Source organism: Isoptericola sp. NPDC060185, from assembly GCF_042728595.1.
Classification (GTDB): Bacteria; Actinomycetota; Actinomycetes; order Actinomycetales; family Cellulomonadaceae; genus Isoptericola.
The window spans coordinates 30737-44962 of sequence record NZ_JBHWYY010000023.1; the positions used below are offsets into that span (position 1 = coordinate 30737).

The window sequence follows — 14226 nt, forward strand, 5'->3', positions numbered from 1 at the left end:
GCACGACGTGCGGCGACCGCGCGACGTACCGTGGGTCGGTGGAACCCGACGAGGCGAGCGACGCACCGATGGTCCCGGTCGAGGTCCTCGGGGTGCGCCAGCAGCAGCACGACCAGGAGATCGTGGTGCTGCTGCTCGACGCCGCGGCCAACCTCGCCGTCCCCATCGTGATCGGCGCGCGGGAGGCGTCGGCGATCGCGATGGCGCAGGCCGGCCTCGTCACCCCCCGACCCATGACCCACGACCTGCTGCGCGACCTCCTCGTCGCGGTCGGCGTGGAGCTCGAGCGGGTCGAGGTCGTCGCCCTCGACGGCGGCGTGTTCTTCGCCGAGCTCGTCCTGTCCAACGGCACCCGGCTCGACTCGCGGGCGTCGGACGCGATCGCGCTGGCCGTCCGTACTGCCAGCCCCGTGTTCTGCTCCGCGGAGGTCGTGGCCGTCGCCGGGGTCGAGGTCGTCGACGTCGAGCAGCAGCGCGAGGTCGAGAAGTTCCGCGACTTCCTCGACCACGTCACCGCCGAGGACTTCACCACTCCCGGCGGTCCCCAGGACCCCGGCGCGCCCGGCCCCCACGGGGGAGGGCGGCCCGACGACGCACCACCCTGAGACGGCGACGACGCAGGGTTCTCCCACCGTCGCGCCACGCCGAGGGCAACCCTCGACCTCGGGTCGAGCCTCAGGCTCGGCTACCGTAGGACCCGAACCTTCAACCAGTAGTCGATAGTTGAGGGTGAGGCGTGAGGTCCCCGGGCGTCGGGGAGGACGCGCGACACGCGGTCGCGCAGGCGCCGACGTCGTTGACGACCCCCCAGGGGCGTCCTAGCGTGGAGTCGAACACCAGGAGGCACAGTGAACAGCAGCGGTGAGGCAAGCGTCCCCACGGGTGCGTCGGTGCCGCACGGCGCCCAGGGCCTGCTCTTCGGCGAGGACCTCACGGAGCAGGACGCCGCCACCGGGTACCGCGGCACCACGGCGTGCCGCGTCGCCGGGATCACCTACCGTCAGCTCGACTACTGGGCGCGCACCGGCCTCGTGGAGCCGTCGATCCGTCCCGCGACGGGATCCGGCACCCACCGCCTCTACAGCTTCCGCGACATCCTCGTGCTCAAGGTCGTCAAGCGGCTCCTCGACACGGGCGTCTCCCTGCACCAGATCCGCAGCGCCGTGACGCACCTGCGGGAGCGGGGCGTCGAGGACCTCGCGCAGATCACGCTCATGAGCGACGGCGCTTCGGTGTACGAGTGCACGTCGCCCGACGAGGTCGTCGATCTCGTCCAGGGCGGCCAGGGCGTCTTCGGCATCGCCGTCGGACGCGTGTGGCGCGACATCGAGGGCACGCTGTCCGCGATGCCCACGGAGTCCCTGGAGGACGAGGAGCCGGCGCCGCACGAGGGCGACGAGCTCGCCGCCCGTCGTGCCGCGCGCACCGCGGGCTGACCCACCACCCGCAGACAGCAGAGAAGGGCCCGCCGTCTCCGGCGGGCCCTTCTCGTGCGCGGGCGGACGCGTCGAGCTGGATCAGAGCAGCGGGCGCAGGGGCGACATCAGACGCTCGGCCACCTTCGACAGCGGGTGCCGTCGCCGCCACTCGTCCAGGGTCAGCTCGCGCGAGTTGGACTCGTCCATCCGGAACGCGTCCTCGAGCTGGGTCGCCAGGCCCTCGTCGACGACCTCGAGGTTGATCTCGTAGTTCCCGGTCAGGCTCAGCCGGTCGATGTTCGCGGTGCCCACCGTGGTCCAGCGGCCGTCGATCGTCGCGGTCTTCGCGTGGATCATCGCCCCCTGGTACAGGAAGATCCGCACACCGCCGCGCAGCAGGGTGGAGTAGTGGCCCCGCGCGAGCCAGTCCGCCACCACGTGGTTGGACCGCTCCGGGACCAGGACGCGCACGTCCACCCCGCGCGCCGCCGCCGCCAGGAGGCCGGCCTGGATGTCCTCGTCGGGGATGAAGTACGCCTGCGTGATGTAGACGTGCGAGCACGCCCGGTCCATCGCGTCGAGGTAGATCCCGCGGATGGGGAAGACGAGCTCCGAGGGCGCGTTGCGCGCCGCCCGCAGCTGCGGCAGCCACAGCGACGTGCCCACGTCCTGCAGCACGGGCAGCTGCGGGCTGCGCCAGCGGTTCCAGAAGTCGACGAACGCGTTGCGCAGCTCCCACGCCGACGGGCCCGTGAGGCGCAGGTGGGTGTCGCGCCACTGCGTCGCGTACAGGGAGCCGATGTTGTACCCGCCCACGAACGCGGTGTCGTCGTCGACCACGAGGATCTTGCGGTGGTCGCGGCCAGAGCGCCGCACGTCCAGCATGAGCAGCCCGGGCCGCATCGCGGGGAAGCGGAGCATGTGCACGCCCGGCATCTCGTAGAACCGCCGCGGGACCACGAGGTTCGCGAACCCGTCGTAGACGACGTACACGGCCACACCGCGCCCGGCGGCCTCCGCGAGGGCCTGCTTGAACTGGCGGCCGACCTCGTCGTCCTTCCAGATGTACGTCTCGAGGAAGATCTCGCGCTGCGCGCCGCGGATCGACTCGAGCATCGCCTCGTAGAGGTCCGCGCCGTAGGTGTAGAGGGTCGCGGTGGTGTCCTCGACCTCGGTCGACGACGGCGGGGCGGTGGGGAACGGGGTGTCCAGCGGGTACTGGTGGCGGCGGAACCGCTCGAGCCCCATCACCGTCGCGGCCGCGGCCACCGGGACGGCGGCCGCGAGGAGCGCCCCGCGAGTCGCGTAGCGGCGCAGCGAGGGCCAGTCGATCTGGACACGGACGGGCTTGCGGAGGCGGGGAAGGCGAGGCGGCACGAGCCTCACGGTAGCCAGGGGGCCGGGTCGGCGCGCGCCGAACTGTCGGGTTGGTCGGTGATGTCACCCGCCTCCCGAGCATCGGGCGACGTGGCCGGCCCGGCCGGTTCGGCCGGACCGGACGCCTCCGGCGCCTCCGCCCCGACGTCCGTGGGGACGGCGAGGTCCGCGGAGAGCGGGTGGGAGCGGATCGCCGCGGCGAGCTCGCCCTCGATGCGGTCCAGGTACACCCCGGTGGTGGCGATGGAGCGGTGCCCGAGCAGCTCCGCGACGACCTTGACGTCCCAGCCCTCCGCGACGAGGAGGGTCGCGGTGGTGTGCCGCAGGGCGTGGGGCGTCGCGGGACGGCGGTAGGGCGCGGGCATGCGCTCGACCGCGCGGGCCAGGAGCGCGCGCACGGCCTGCGTGTCGACCCGGCGGCCCCGCCAGGTGAGCAGGAGGGCGCGCTGCGCGTCGGGGTCGTCGGGGCGGCGTGCGGCGAGCCGGGGCCGGAGCTCGGCGAGATAGTCCTCGAGCGCGGCGGCCAGGGGCGGCGAGAGCGCCACCGTGCGGATCGAGCCGCCCTTGCCGACGATGCGCCAGCGCGTCTCCTCCGGCTCGCGGGTGAAGTCCGCGACGTCGGCGCGGGCGAGCTCGGAGACCCGGGGGCCGAGGACCAGCAGGAGCGCGACGACGAGCCGGTCGCGCAGCACGAGGGCCTGATCCGTGCGGGGCGCGCGCGACCCGAGGGCTCCCTGCGTGGCGGACGGGCGGGGCGTCGCCGCGGCGGACGCCTGCAGGAGGGCGCCGGCTGCGGTCGCGGACAGCGCGGTGCGCTCCACCCGCAGCCGGTCGCGGGACCGGGCGGGCGGGGCGGCCCACTGCATCGGGTCGGCCTGCACCCAGCACTGCCGGGTGGCGTGGGCGAAGAAGCGGCTGACCGACTGGCGGAAGCGGTTCACGGTCGCGACAGAGCGGCCGGGACCACCCTTGCGGGCCGGGTCGCTGTACCGCTGATCGGGGGTGGCCTGGTAGCGCACGAGGGCGTCGTCGACGTCCTCGCCCGTGACGTCGTCGAGGACGCGATCGCCTCCGACGAGCCGGCCGAGCTCCCGCACGTCCCGCTCGTAGCTGCGCGCGGTGGCGGGGGAGAGGACCCCGCGCACGCTCTCCACCCGGACCGTGGCGAGGTACCGCTCGACCGCGGTCGCGACGTCGACGCGGTCCAGCCGGGGCGGGGCGACCATGCTCGTCCTCCTGGGTGCCTTGGCGGCCGGGCGCGGACCACCCGCGCACCGGTGACCTGCGGCGACGCCCACCGCACGGCCCGGCCCCAGGGTAGGCGGCCGCACCGACATCCCGTCCGGCGACGGGGCGCCGACCGACAAGGACCGGGGGGCGACCCGGTCAGCGGCCGAAGAGGCTCACAGGTCGAACAGGGTGGGCTGCTCGAGGTGGACGCCCTCGGCGTCGAGCATGCGCAGCTTGGTGCGCCGGCCGCCGCGCGCGGAGAAGCCGCCCACCCGGCGCCCCGCGGCCAGGACGCGGTGGCACGGGACGATCGGCGGGAACGGGTTGCGCCCGAGCGCCTGCCCGACGGCCTGGGCGGCGCCGGGGCTGCCCAGGCGGGAGGCGACCTCGCCATAGGTGAGCGTGGCGCCCGCGGGGATGGTGCGCACGACCTCGTAGACGCGACGGTCGAAGTCCGCGACGCCGCTCATGTCGACGTCGATGGCGGACAGGTCCCCGGCCCCGGACCCGAGGAGTCCCGCCACGGCGGAGACCGCGTCGGCCAGGTCACCGTCCGGGGAGGACTCCCGCGCCGACGGGTACCAGCGGCGGACGGCGTCGCGCGTGCCCTCGGCGGAACCCTGGGGGAGCGCGGAGCCCACGACGCGGCCGGGGGAGCGCCACACCAGCGCGCAGTGCCCGATCGCCGTCGGGAAGATGCAGAAGGCGAGCCCGTCGCGGGGTGCGGCCATGTCGTTCACCGTAGGGCCGGGCACCGACACCGCCTCCGCGCCGGGGCAGGCGACGTGCGGAGTCGTGACAGGGGAGCCGCGGATCGCTCCTGCGGCAAAACCACTGTGTTGTGTCATACACAATGGTTTGAGGCGTATGTCCGAATTAGCCTAGCGCGGATCGCGGGCGATGGCGAGGGGTCGATCGGCGGCAGGTCAGGTTGCCCGGCATGGCCGCAGGATGCGCCGCGGCCTGGGCCCGGCAGTCTGCCGGACAGCGCCGGACCGCCACCCGGGGGACCGCGGGGACGAGGTCGCGTCAGGAGCGATGACGAGCGAGGCGCGAGCGACGGCACGGGCGGCCTGCGGGCGCCGGAGAACGCGCGGGGTGCGTCGCAGTCATGACCGTCGGCGCACGGTGGCGCGTGGCGAGGCCTGAGGTCGGATCTGAGGCGAGAACGTCGCAGGTGGTCGATGTCGACGCCGCCCAGAGGTTTCCCGTCAGATTCGTCGTCCGATCGTCGTCCGATCGTCGTCCGATCGTCGTCCGATCGTCGTCCGATCGTCGTCCGATCGTCGTCCGATCGTCGTCCGATCGTCGTCCGATCGGCGTGCGTGCCGCTCGTGCGCCGTGGGCGCGAGCCGCCGGGACGCACCGTCGCCACCCACGGTCGGCGCGGCTCGCCGTCCAGCCGGGCACGCCTATCCGGCGCGACGTCCGGCAGTCGACGCGGGGCGGGTTGTCCGCCGAGAGGGGGCCGCTCTCGAGCCTCGTTCTCCTCCGCGTAATGACATAATGTGCATTATCGGCCATGCATTCAGGATGGCCGCTCCCGCCGAGAACGCCGTCGGGACGCGTCAATCCAGCTCGCGCAGCTCGGCCGTCATCTCACCGCCGGCGTCGCCGGTGTTGACCGTGCCCTGCGGCTCGAACAGCAGCGCGTGCGTCTCCTCGTCGGCGCGCGGACAGTGCTCGACGCCGCGCGGCACGACGAACACGTCCTGCGGCCCCAGCACGACGTCCCTGTCCCGCAGCTGGATCGTCAGCCGCCCGCTGATCACGACGAACAGCTCGTCGGTGTCAGGATGCGTGTGCCACACGAACTCGCCCTTGAGTTTGACGACCTTGACGTCGTAGTCGTTCACGGACGCGAGCCGGTGTGGCTGCCAGGGCTCCGGGACCCTCGACAGGGCGGCGGAGATGTTGCGGACGTCGTCACTCACGCCTCGACGATACGACGTCGGCCTCGGCGGCGGCTCCAACAGGGGCTCGGCTCCCCCGGTACTCCCTGGGCCAGCGGCTCGGGCCCCCCGAGACGCGAAGCTCGAGCTGGCGGAGTCCGTCGTGGCCCGCTACCACGGCGCGGTAGCGGCGGCCGACGCCCGGGCGGCGAACACGCGCCGCGGGCCGACGGTCTTCGTCCAGGCGGTGAACTTCGCCATGACCTCTGGGATCGGGCGCGCGCCCTCGGTCGCGGCCGCCCAGACCGACGGCGGCTGGGTGTCGAACCAGTCCAGCGTGTCCGGGTTCGGCGCGGCGCCGGGCAGCGGCTCGAGCACCGCCTCGAACTCGTCCACGACGCGCTCCCCCGGCCGCCGTCGACCGGTCCAGGACGACAGCGATGTCCACGACGACATGTCCACGACGGGTCAGCGGCCGGGGTGCGACCGCCAGTGCCCGGCGACGGGCCGGCCGGCGCGCTCGTGGGGCGGAACCCAGGTGGCGGCGGGGCCGGTGCCCGCTCCCCCGCCCCGCGTCCTGCCGAGGGCTCGCGCGACGTCGGCGGAGCGGGCCGCCGCGCGGTCGGCGAACCGTGCGGCGACGTCGGCGGAGACGAGGTCGCGCTCGCCGGCCGCGGCGTCGCGCACGGCGTCCGGCCAGGCGGCCGCGTACGCGGCGGCGGTGCCCAGGAGCCAGCCCGCGTCGACGCCCAGCTCTCCGGCGGCGCGCTCGACGTTCCGGGCGCCCAGCGCGCGCAGCCGGTACTCACCGCCGAGCTTCATGGCGAGCCGCGCCTTGAAGCGGACCTCGTCGGCGGGCCACAGCAGCGCGGCGCTGACCAGGTCGTACAGGGGCGCCAGCACGGTGCGGGCCCCCACGTGCAACAGGGCGAGGTTCTTGGCGTGCGCGTCGGTGCCGGCGACCACCCAGTTGAGGACGACGGAGCGTGCCAGGTCGTCGCGGGAGCGGGCGAGGTCGCGCCGGTCGACGGCCCGCGCGACGACGGCCGCGACGTCCCGCACGCCCGGGCCGCCGTCGGACTCGTACTTGGCGGAGCGCCACAGGCCGAGGGCTTGGCACAGGTCCTCCTGGTGCAGCCGGCGCGCGCCGCCGCCGGGCGTCGGCACGCGGTCGAACCTCTCGACCACCACGGCGCCCTGGTCCTCGAACCAGGCCGTCTCCACGCCCGCGACGGGGAGCCCGAGCGAGCGCGCTGCGCGCATGGTCACGAGCTCGGCCGCGGCGGAGTCGGCGACGCCGTCGACGCCGATCTTGAAGATGTGGGTGCTGGCGCCGCGCCCGGTGGGCTGGTGCCAGGTGCCGTCGGCGGCGCGAGCCAGCGCGAACTTGCCCTGCTGCCCACCCAGGGAGAACCGGCCCCCGTGCCGCTCGAACGCCCACGAGCTGTCGTCGGCGCGCAGCTCGCGCAGGTGCGCCGCGACCTCCGCCTCGTCCAGGGGGCGCGAGCCGGCGCCGTCGTGCGGCTCCTCGCCCTCGGGCACCACCTGCACCGCGCCCGCGCAGTCGGCGCCCATGTGGCGCAGCAGGGCGAACGCCGTCGCGCGCCGCTCGTCGAACTGCGCGGCCCAGCGGGCGCGGACGGTGTCGCTGTCGGGCAGGAGGTTGTCGATCCACGGCATGACGACGTCCGGGCCGTGCTCGGTGACGTGCCGGGGCATACTCACCGACAGCGACGGCGCGGCGCGCAGCGTCTGGTAGGCGGGCACGTAGGCGAAGGTGACGTCGCCGCCCCGCCCGCGCCGCAGCGTGCCAGCATGGGCGCCGTCGAGCCAGACGTCGAGCCGGTCAGCCACGCGCCCGCCCCAGGACGGTCTCGAGCGCGTCGTCCGGCTCGTCGGGGACGACGTCGACGACGAGGTCGACGGCGCGCAGCGCGTCCAGCACCAGGTCGAGCCGCGCGGTGGGCGCCCCCGCCTCGGCCGCGATGACCCACTGGCGGGACACGTCGACGGCGGCCGCGAGCTGGGCCTGCGTCATTCCCTTGTCCTTGCGGGCGCGGCGCAGCAGCGCGCCGAGCTGCTCGGCGTCGGCGACGATCATGGTCCCCTCCCCTGCCCCGCGGACGGATGTCAGCGGTAGACGACATCTGGTGCGATGTCAACGCTAAGTAACATTGGTCCAGATGTCAACGAACGGTGACATCGATGCCCCAGCGACGCTTCCACCGGGGCGCCCAGTCGTCATCCATGAAAGTTCCTTTCGCCGCCGGGTGGTGCCGGGGGCAAGTCTTGACGTCGCCCGGGGGCGGTCCTAACTTTCAGGTCAGGCGCACCCGGACAACGACGTCCCACGGTCCCGCACCGTCGCGCGCCAGTCCGACACAGGAGGACCTCGTGAAGGATCTAGGAACCAGGCGCCTCGTGCGCTCGACGGCGGTGCTGGCGGGCGCGGGCCTGCTGCTCGCCGCCGTCTCCCCCGCCCAGGCGCAGACCACCGCCCCGACCAGCACCACCGGCAGCCCGGCCGCCGCGGCGTCGAGCGCCGACATCGCGGCGATGGTCGACGCCATGACGCTCGACCAGAAGATCGGCCAGATGACGTGGACCCACGTCTACGGCTCGTCCGCGCACGACACGTCCATGGCGGCCAGCAACCAGGCCCGCTACGGGGTGGACACCCCGGCCGAGGTGGTGCAGAAGTACGACCTCGGCGGCGTGCTCTACTTCGCCTGGTCGGGCAACACGAACAACCCGCAGCAGGTCAACGGGCTGTCCAACGGCCTGCAGGACGCGGCGCTCGCGGACGGCGGGCCCGGCATCCCGCTGGCCGTCACCATCGACCAGGAAGGCGGCCTCGTGGCCCGCGTCGGGCCGCCGGCCACGGCGCTGCCGGGCAACATGGCGCTCGGCGCGACCTTCGACGCGGGCCTCGCCCGCGCGCAGGGCGACATCCTCGGCTCGGAGCTGAAGGCGATGGGCGTCAACGTCGACTTCGCCCCCGTGCTCGACCTCAACACCAACCCCGACAACCCCGTCATCGGGGTGCGGTCGATGGGCGCCGACCCGGCGACCGTGAGCAGGCTCGGGGTGGCCCAGATCCAGGGCATCCAGCAGCACATCACCGCCACCGCGAAGCACTTCCCGGGCCACGGCGACACCGAGACCGACTCCCACTACGGGCTGCCCGAGGTCACCTACGACCGCGCGACCCTGGACAAGCACCTGGAGCCGTTCCGCGCCGCGATCGACGCAGGGATCGACATGATCATGACGGCGCACATCGTCGTCGACGCGATCGACCCCGACCTGCCGGGCACCCTGTCGCCCAAGGTCCTCACCGGGCTGCTGCGCGACGAGATGGGCTTCGACGGGATCATCACCACCGACGCCCTCGACATGGAAGCGATGACCGACAACTGGTCGCAGGAGGAGATGTCCGTCAAGGCCATCCAGGCCGGCTCCGACATCCTGCTCAACTCCCCGGACGTGGACGCGTCCATCGCCGGTGTGAAGCAGGCCGTGGCGGACGGGGCGATCACCGAGGCCCGGCTCGACCAGTCCGTCACCCGGATCCTGGAGTGGAAGGCGAAGCGCGGCATCCTCGCGGACCCGTACGCCGACCCGGCCCAGGTCGGGCAGGTCGTGGGCTCCCCCGCGCACCTGGCCACGGCCGCGACCATCGCGGACCGGTCCATCACCAACGTGCGCAACGAGGACCGGGTTCTCCCGCTGCAGCCGGGCGAGGACTCGGTGCTCGTGGTGGGCGCCGGGTCCGGGTGGCCCGAGCGGCTGGCCCCGCTGCTCGCCGCACGCGGGTTCGAGGTCACCACCGAGCTCGAGAACGGCAGCTCGCCGTCGGCGGCCTACCGGGCCCGCGCGGTCGCGGCAGCAGCGGGCGTCGACGCCGTCGTCTTCACCTCGTACAACGCGAGCGGCAACCCCGCGCAGCAGGCGATGGTGGACGCGCTCGCGGCGACGGGCAAGCCCGTGATCGTGGTGGCCTCCCGCAACCCGTACGACATCAACGTGTTCCCGGCCGCGGACGCCGTGCTGAACAGCTACGGGTACGCGGTCGTGAACTACCAGGCAGTGGTGCGGGCGATCGCTGGCGACATCAACACCCTCGGCAAGCTGCCGGTCGCGGTGCCGACGGCGGACGGGACACAGACGCTGTTCCCGCTCGGCTTCGGCCACCGGTACCCGAGCTGGCCGCACCTTCCCGGGTCGGGCAAGCCCGGGAAGTGACGGCCTGAGGTCGCACGCGACGGCGGGCGTGGGGTGCTCCCCCACGCCCGCCGTCGTGCGAGGTCGTCCCTGTGCGGCCCTCGCGTGCGGTGTCGCACTCAGACGCCGCCGAGGCGCTCGAAGCTGAGGAGCGGGCCGACGGTGATGCCTCCGTCGACGGGCAGCGTGACGCCCGTGATCCAGCCGGCGTCGTCGGAGGCGAGGAACGCGATGGCGGCGGCGACGTCCTCGGGCTCACCGACGCGGCCGAGCGGGTACAGCGGGGTGAGCTTGTCCGGGCCGCCCTGGTGGTCCCACACGCGCGTGCGGACGGTGCCGGGCGCGACGACGTTGATGCGCACGCCGCGTTCCCCGAGGCGGACGGCGAGGTTCCGCGCGAGGGAGACGAGCCCCGCTTTCGCCGCGGAGTAGTCGTCGCCGCCGAAGGCCTGCAGCCCGTTCACGGATCCGACGAGCACGATCGCCCCGCCGCGGGGCAGGTGCGGCACCGCCGCGCGGACGCAGCGCACGGGTCCGGCGAGGTTGAGGTCGAGGCCGGCCGCCCAGGTGGCGTCGTCCATCCCCTCGACCACCGACGGGTGCGGGGTGTCGCCGCCTGCGACGCCGACGAGCGCGTCCAGGCGGCCGTGCCGCTCGAGGACGGCGGCGACCGCGGCGTCGACGGACGCACGGTCGCGCACGTCGCACGGGACGGTGCTGGCTTCGGCCTGCCCGGGCCCGGCGGGCGGGAGGTCGTCGACGGTGTGCCGCGCGGCGTCGTGGTCGAGATCGGCGACGACGAGGGTGGCGCCCTCGTCGTGCAGGCGCCGCACGGTGGCGGCGCCGATGCCGTGCGCGCCGCCGGTGACGAGCACCACGCGTCCTTCGAAGCGTCGGGTCACGGTCTCCTCCTCATCGAGTCCAGTCGTGTCCTGCCGGGTCCTGCCGTGCGTTCTCGTGCCCACGGGGCGTCAGAGCGTGAGGCGGTAGTACCGCTCCTCGCCGTACCGCTCGAAACCCGCCTTGCGGAGGATGCGCGCGGAGGTGCTGACGCGCCCCTTGACGAGCGCGAGGGTGGCGCCGGCGGCGTACGCGATGCGGAGCCGCTCGACGAGGACGGCGCGGTACGCGCCGCGCCCGCGCCGGTCGGGCAGGGTGCCCGCGCCCCACAGCCGGGCGACGGTGCCGAGGTCGGGGCGCGGCCCGGGCGCGAGGGTGAGGCCGGCGGTGGCGACGGGCTCGTCGTCGAGGTAGGCGACGACGCGGGCCTCGTGGCCGCCGTCGGCGAGGAGGGTGCGCGCGTTCTCGGCGAGCCGGTCGTCGTCCATGGGCTGCTGGTCCCACACGACGGTGTCGACGCGGTCGGCGTCGCGCAGACCGTCGATGTCGGTGACGCGCCGGACGACGACCCGCTCGGCGGCGTCGCGGGGCGGCTCGTCGAGGGCGCGGGCGAGCACGTCGACGGTGTCCTCGAGGCGGGCGCCGCGCGCGAGCAGCTCCGCGGTGACGTCGGGGGTGCTGCTGGCCGACACCCACACGCCGAGGGTGTCGCTCTTCCACTCCCGGGCCTGGTCGACGGCCCCGCGCAGGACCTCGGCGGGCGTGCGCTGCGAGGCCAACCCGGTCAGCACCACCCGCCCGTGCGCCCAGGCGGGCCACCGCGTGAGGGTGACGTCGGTGGTGCGGCACTCGGCGTCCGGCGGCACCCACGACCAGTCGGCAGCGGCGCGCAGCACGGTCGAGGCGTCCCAGGCGTCGCTCATGACGGCAACCTAGCGAACGGCGCCGGACGGCGGGCGGCGGCGCGCGGTTCCCCCGGACCGGCGCGGACGCGGCCGCTCAGAGGCCGGCGGCGAGGGAGCGCACGACGTCGGCTGCGGGCCCCGTGGGCGCCGCGCGGTGGCCGGCGCCGGCCCACAGGTGGAGGCGGTCGGCGTCGCCGGTCGCGGCGGCCCGGCGGCGCAGCTCTCGGGTGAGGTGGTGCACCTGCGGGTACCCGAGCGGGGCGGCCTCGTCGTGCCGGCGGACGAAGCCGTTGCGCAGCGCGCGGGCGGGGCGCCCGGTGAAGGCGCGGGTCACGGTCGTGGCGTCGAAGCGGGGGTCGACGAGCGCGTCGCGGTGCGTGGTCGACGCCCCCGACTCGTCGGTGCGCAGCAGCAGGGTGCCCATGGCGACGGCCTGCGCCCCCGCCGCCAGCAGCCGGGCGGCGGCGCGAGGGCCGTCCACTCCCCCGGCGGCGACCAGCGGCAGCCGGGTGCGCGCCGCCACCGCCGCGACGACCTCCGCCGTGTCGGCGTCGCCCACGGCCCGGGCGGGGTCCCAGGCGCCGCTGTGCCCGCCCGCACGAGGTCCCTGCACGACGAGCCCGTCGGCGCCGAGCTCCTGCGCGGCCGCGGCCTCCTGCGGCGTCGTGACCGTCACCAGGACGAGGGACCCGACCGCCTGCAGGGCGGCGACGTCGGCCGCGGGCGGCGGCCCGAACGTGCACGACACGACGGGCACCGGGTCACGGCGCAGCACGTCGACCTTGGCCGCCCACGCGTCGTCGTCGGCCGCGGGCACCGCGCCCGGGTCGAGGGTCACGCCCAGCGCCGCGGCCTCGGGCGCGAGCCTCCGGGCGTAGGCCGCGAGCGCCGTGGGGTCGAGGGTGGGGGTGCCGGTCGGCGGCGGGACGAAGAGGTTGACGCCGAAGGGGCGTCCGTGGGCGTGGGCGGCGCGGACCTGTGCGGCGAGGGCGTCGGGGGTCTGGTAGCCGCCGGCGAGGAAGGCGAGGGCGCCGGCGTCGGTGGTGGCGGCGAGGAGGTCGTGCGTGGTGGCGCCGCCGGCCATGGGGGCGGCGACGAGGGGCAGGTCGGTGTCGAGGAGGCGGGTGGCCGTCGGTGGCGTGGTCGGCATGCTGCCATCGTGCCCCCGTGCCGTCGTAGGGTCCGGTCATGACGCGGACGGACGATGCCAGTTCCCGGAGCTCTGTGCCTTCGTCGGAGGGGTCGCCCTCGGGGAGTCCGCTCTCTGGGCGGTTGGCCCTCGGGCGGCTGGTCTCGCACGTGCGGCAGGCGGGTGACGGTGTGGTGTCGACGCTGGGGCCGGACGGGGGGCCGCAGGCGGCGTACCTGGCGGTGGCGGTGACGGACGCGGGTGAGCTGGTGTTCGACGCTCGGGTGGGGTCGCGCAAGGTGGTGAACGTGGCCCGGGACGCACGGGTCGCCGTGGTGGTGGGCGGCGCGGGTGGGACGACGTTGCAGGTGCAGGGGGTGGCGGACGTGCCGTCGGGCGTGGACCGGGAGCGGTGTGTGGCGGCGTACGCGGCGGCGTTCCCGCAGTTCGCGGGGTCGTTGGCGGACCCGGGGATCGTGGTGCTGCGGGTGCGGGTCCGGTGGGCGCGGTGGGGTGACTTCCGGGTGTCTCCGCCGGTGCTGGAGGAGGCGTCGGGGGGTGTGCGTGCCTGACGGTCCCCGTGTGGTGCGGCTCGTGGATCCGCCGGGGGTGAGGTGCGTGCCCGGCCGTCCTGTCGGGACGGGTGCCCTGGTGCTGGCTGGGTCGAGCGGTCGGGTGGACGAGGGGCGGGCGCGACTCCTGGCCCGGCACGGGGTGCTGGCGGAGTCGGTGCGCTGGTTCGGGGGCCCTGGGCAGCACGCCGGCGCGTGGGAGATCCCGGTGGAGACGTTCGTGCGCCGTGTGGAGGCGCTCGTGTCCGGGTGGGTGCCGGCCGACGACCCGCCGTCGTTCCGGGAGCTGTACCGGTTGTCGAGGGAGGCCGATCCCGGGCGGGTCGCCGCGGCCGCGATCGCGGCGGAGCGCGTCCCGGAGGTGGTGCTCGTCGCGGGTGGCGACGACCGGGTGTGGCCGGCGGCGGCGCACGCGGAGGCGATTGCGGCGCGCCGGGCCCGGCACGGGCTGGCGACGACGGTCGTGACGGATGCCGAGGCGGGTCACCGGGTGGTGCTGCCGGGCGAGCCCCGGGTCGCGGGCGGGATGGCGATGCGCCGGGGCGGCACGGAGGCGGCGGACCGGCGGCTCGGCGCGGCCGCGTGGGCGGCCGTGCGCGAGGTGCTGCGGCTCCCCGGTGTCGAGGCCTGACGGGGTGT

15 protein-coding genes are annotated in these 14226 nt (G+C 74.9%); 5 read left to right on the plus strand and 10 right to left on the minus strand.

Annotated features, from left to right (window positions below):
- Positions 1-68 precede the first annotated feature (68 nt).
- Both ACFWDO_RS10220 and ACFWDO_RS10225 read left to right on the plus strand, forming a co-directional pair.
- Positions 69-605 (plus strand): bifunctional nuclease family protein, encoded by a 537-nt coding sequence (locus ACFWDO_RS10220; RefSeq protein ID WP_380325673.1) that lies wholly within the window; start codon positions 69-71, stop codon positions 603-605.
- 243 nt (positions 606-848) lie between these two features.
- Entirely contained in the window at positions 849-1436 is a 588-nt protein-coding gene (locus ACFWDO_RS10225) for a MerR family transcriptional regulator (RefSeq protein WP_380325652.1), read from the plus strand.
- A gap of 81 nt (positions 1437-1517) precedes the next feature.
- Here ACFWDO_RS10225 and ACFWDO_RS10230 read toward each other — a convergent pair whose 3' ends face one another.
- The 7 genes from ACFWDO_RS10230 to ACFWDO_RS10260 all read right to left on the minus strand — a co-directional run bounded on the left by ACFWDO_RS10230 (position 1518) and on the right by ACFWDO_RS10260 (position 8018).
- Complete coding sequence (locus ACFWDO_RS10230; RefSeq protein WP_380346928.1) at positions 1518-2795, minus strand: phosphatidylserine/phosphatidylglycerophosphate/cardiolipin synthase family protein; 1278 nt, start codon at positions 2793-2795, stop codon at positions 1518-1520.
- Between the two features lie 5 nt (positions 2796-2800).
- Positions 2801-4021, minus strand: a complete 1221-nt coding sequence (locus ACFWDO_RS10235; protein WP_380325429.1) for a tyrosine-type recombinase/integrase — start codon at positions 4019-4021, stop codon at positions 2801-2803.
- A gap of 177 nt (positions 4022-4198) precedes the next feature.
- Entirely contained in the window at positions 4199-4756 is a 558-nt protein-coding gene (locus ACFWDO_RS10240; protein ID WP_380325432.1) for a methylated-DNA--[protein]-cysteine S-methyltransferase, read from the minus strand.
- A gap of 837 nt (positions 4757-5593) precedes the next feature.
- Complete coding sequence (locus ACFWDO_RS10245; protein ID WP_380325435.1) at positions 5594-5959, minus strand: cupin domain-containing protein; 366 nt, start codon at positions 5957-5959, stop codon at positions 5594-5596.
- A 129-nt stretch (positions 5960-6088) separates the two neighbouring features.
- Positions 6089-6313: a hypothetical protein gene (locus tag ACFWDO_RS10250; protein ID WP_380325438.1), complete on the minus strand. Its 225-nt coding sequence runs from the start codon at positions 6311-6313 to the stop codon at positions 6089-6091.
- A gap of 72 nt (positions 6314-6385) precedes the next feature.
- The gene (locus ACFWDO_RS10255) at positions 6386-7771 is read right to left on the minus strand and encodes a HipA domain-containing protein (RefSeq protein ID WP_380325441.1); all 1386 of its coding nucleotides are present in this window, start codon (positions 7769-7771) and stop codon (positions 6386-6388) included.
- Entirely contained in the window at positions 7764-8018 is a 255-nt protein-coding gene (locus tag ACFWDO_RS10260; protein WP_380325444.1) for a helix-turn-helix domain-containing protein, read from the minus strand. The genes ACFWDO_RS10255 and ACFWDO_RS10260 overlap by 8 nt, the downstream gene beginning before the upstream one ends.
- A 320-nt stretch (positions 8019-8338) precedes the next feature.
- On the opposite strand from ACFWDO_RS10260, the gene ACFWDO_RS10265 reads away from it, so the two are divergent.
- Positions 8339-10162 carry a glycoside hydrolase family 3 N-terminal domain-containing protein gene (locus tag ACFWDO_RS10265; protein WP_380346930.1) on the plus strand — a complete coding sequence of 608 codons (1824 nt, stop codon included), beginning with the start codon at positions 8339-8341 and terminating at the stop codon, positions 10160-10162.
- 98 nt (positions 10163-10260) lie between these two features.
- On the opposite strand, the gene ACFWDO_RS10270 is transcribed toward ACFWDO_RS10265, so the two are convergent.
- From ACFWDO_RS10270 to ACFWDO_RS10280, 3 genes are all read right to left on the minus strand, one after another.
- Entirely contained in the window at positions 10261-11043 is a 783-nt protein-coding gene (locus ACFWDO_RS10270) for an SDR family NAD(P)-dependent oxidoreductase (protein ID WP_380322755.1), read from the minus strand.
- Between the two features lie 69 nt (positions 11044-11112).
- Positions 11113-11904 (minus strand): GNAT family N-acetyltransferase, encoded by a 792-nt coding sequence (locus ACFWDO_RS10275; RefSeq protein WP_380322752.1) that lies wholly within the window; start codon positions 11902-11904, stop codon positions 11113-11115.
- Positions 11905-11980: 76 nt separating this feature from the next.
- Positions 11981-13036, minus strand: a complete 1056-nt coding sequence (locus ACFWDO_RS10280; RefSeq protein WP_380322749.1) for a nitronate monooxygenase — start codon at positions 13034-13036, stop codon at positions 11981-11983.
- A 170-nt stretch (positions 13037-13206) separates the two neighbouring features.
- Here ACFWDO_RS10280 and ACFWDO_RS10285 point away from each other — a divergent pair, with 170 nt between their 5' ends.
- Both ACFWDO_RS10285 and ACFWDO_RS10290 read left to right on the plus strand, forming a co-directional pair.
- Complete coding sequence (locus ACFWDO_RS10285) at positions 13207-13587, plus strand: pyridoxamine 5'-phosphate oxidase family protein (RefSeq protein WP_380322746.1); 381 nt, start codon at positions 13207-13209, stop codon at positions 13585-13587.
- 46 nt (positions 13588-13633) lie between these two features.
- Entirely contained in the window at positions 13634-14218 is a 585-nt protein-coding gene (locus ACFWDO_RS10290) for a hypothetical protein (protein WP_380346932.1), read from the plus strand.
- Positions 14219-14226 lie beyond the last annotated feature (8 nt).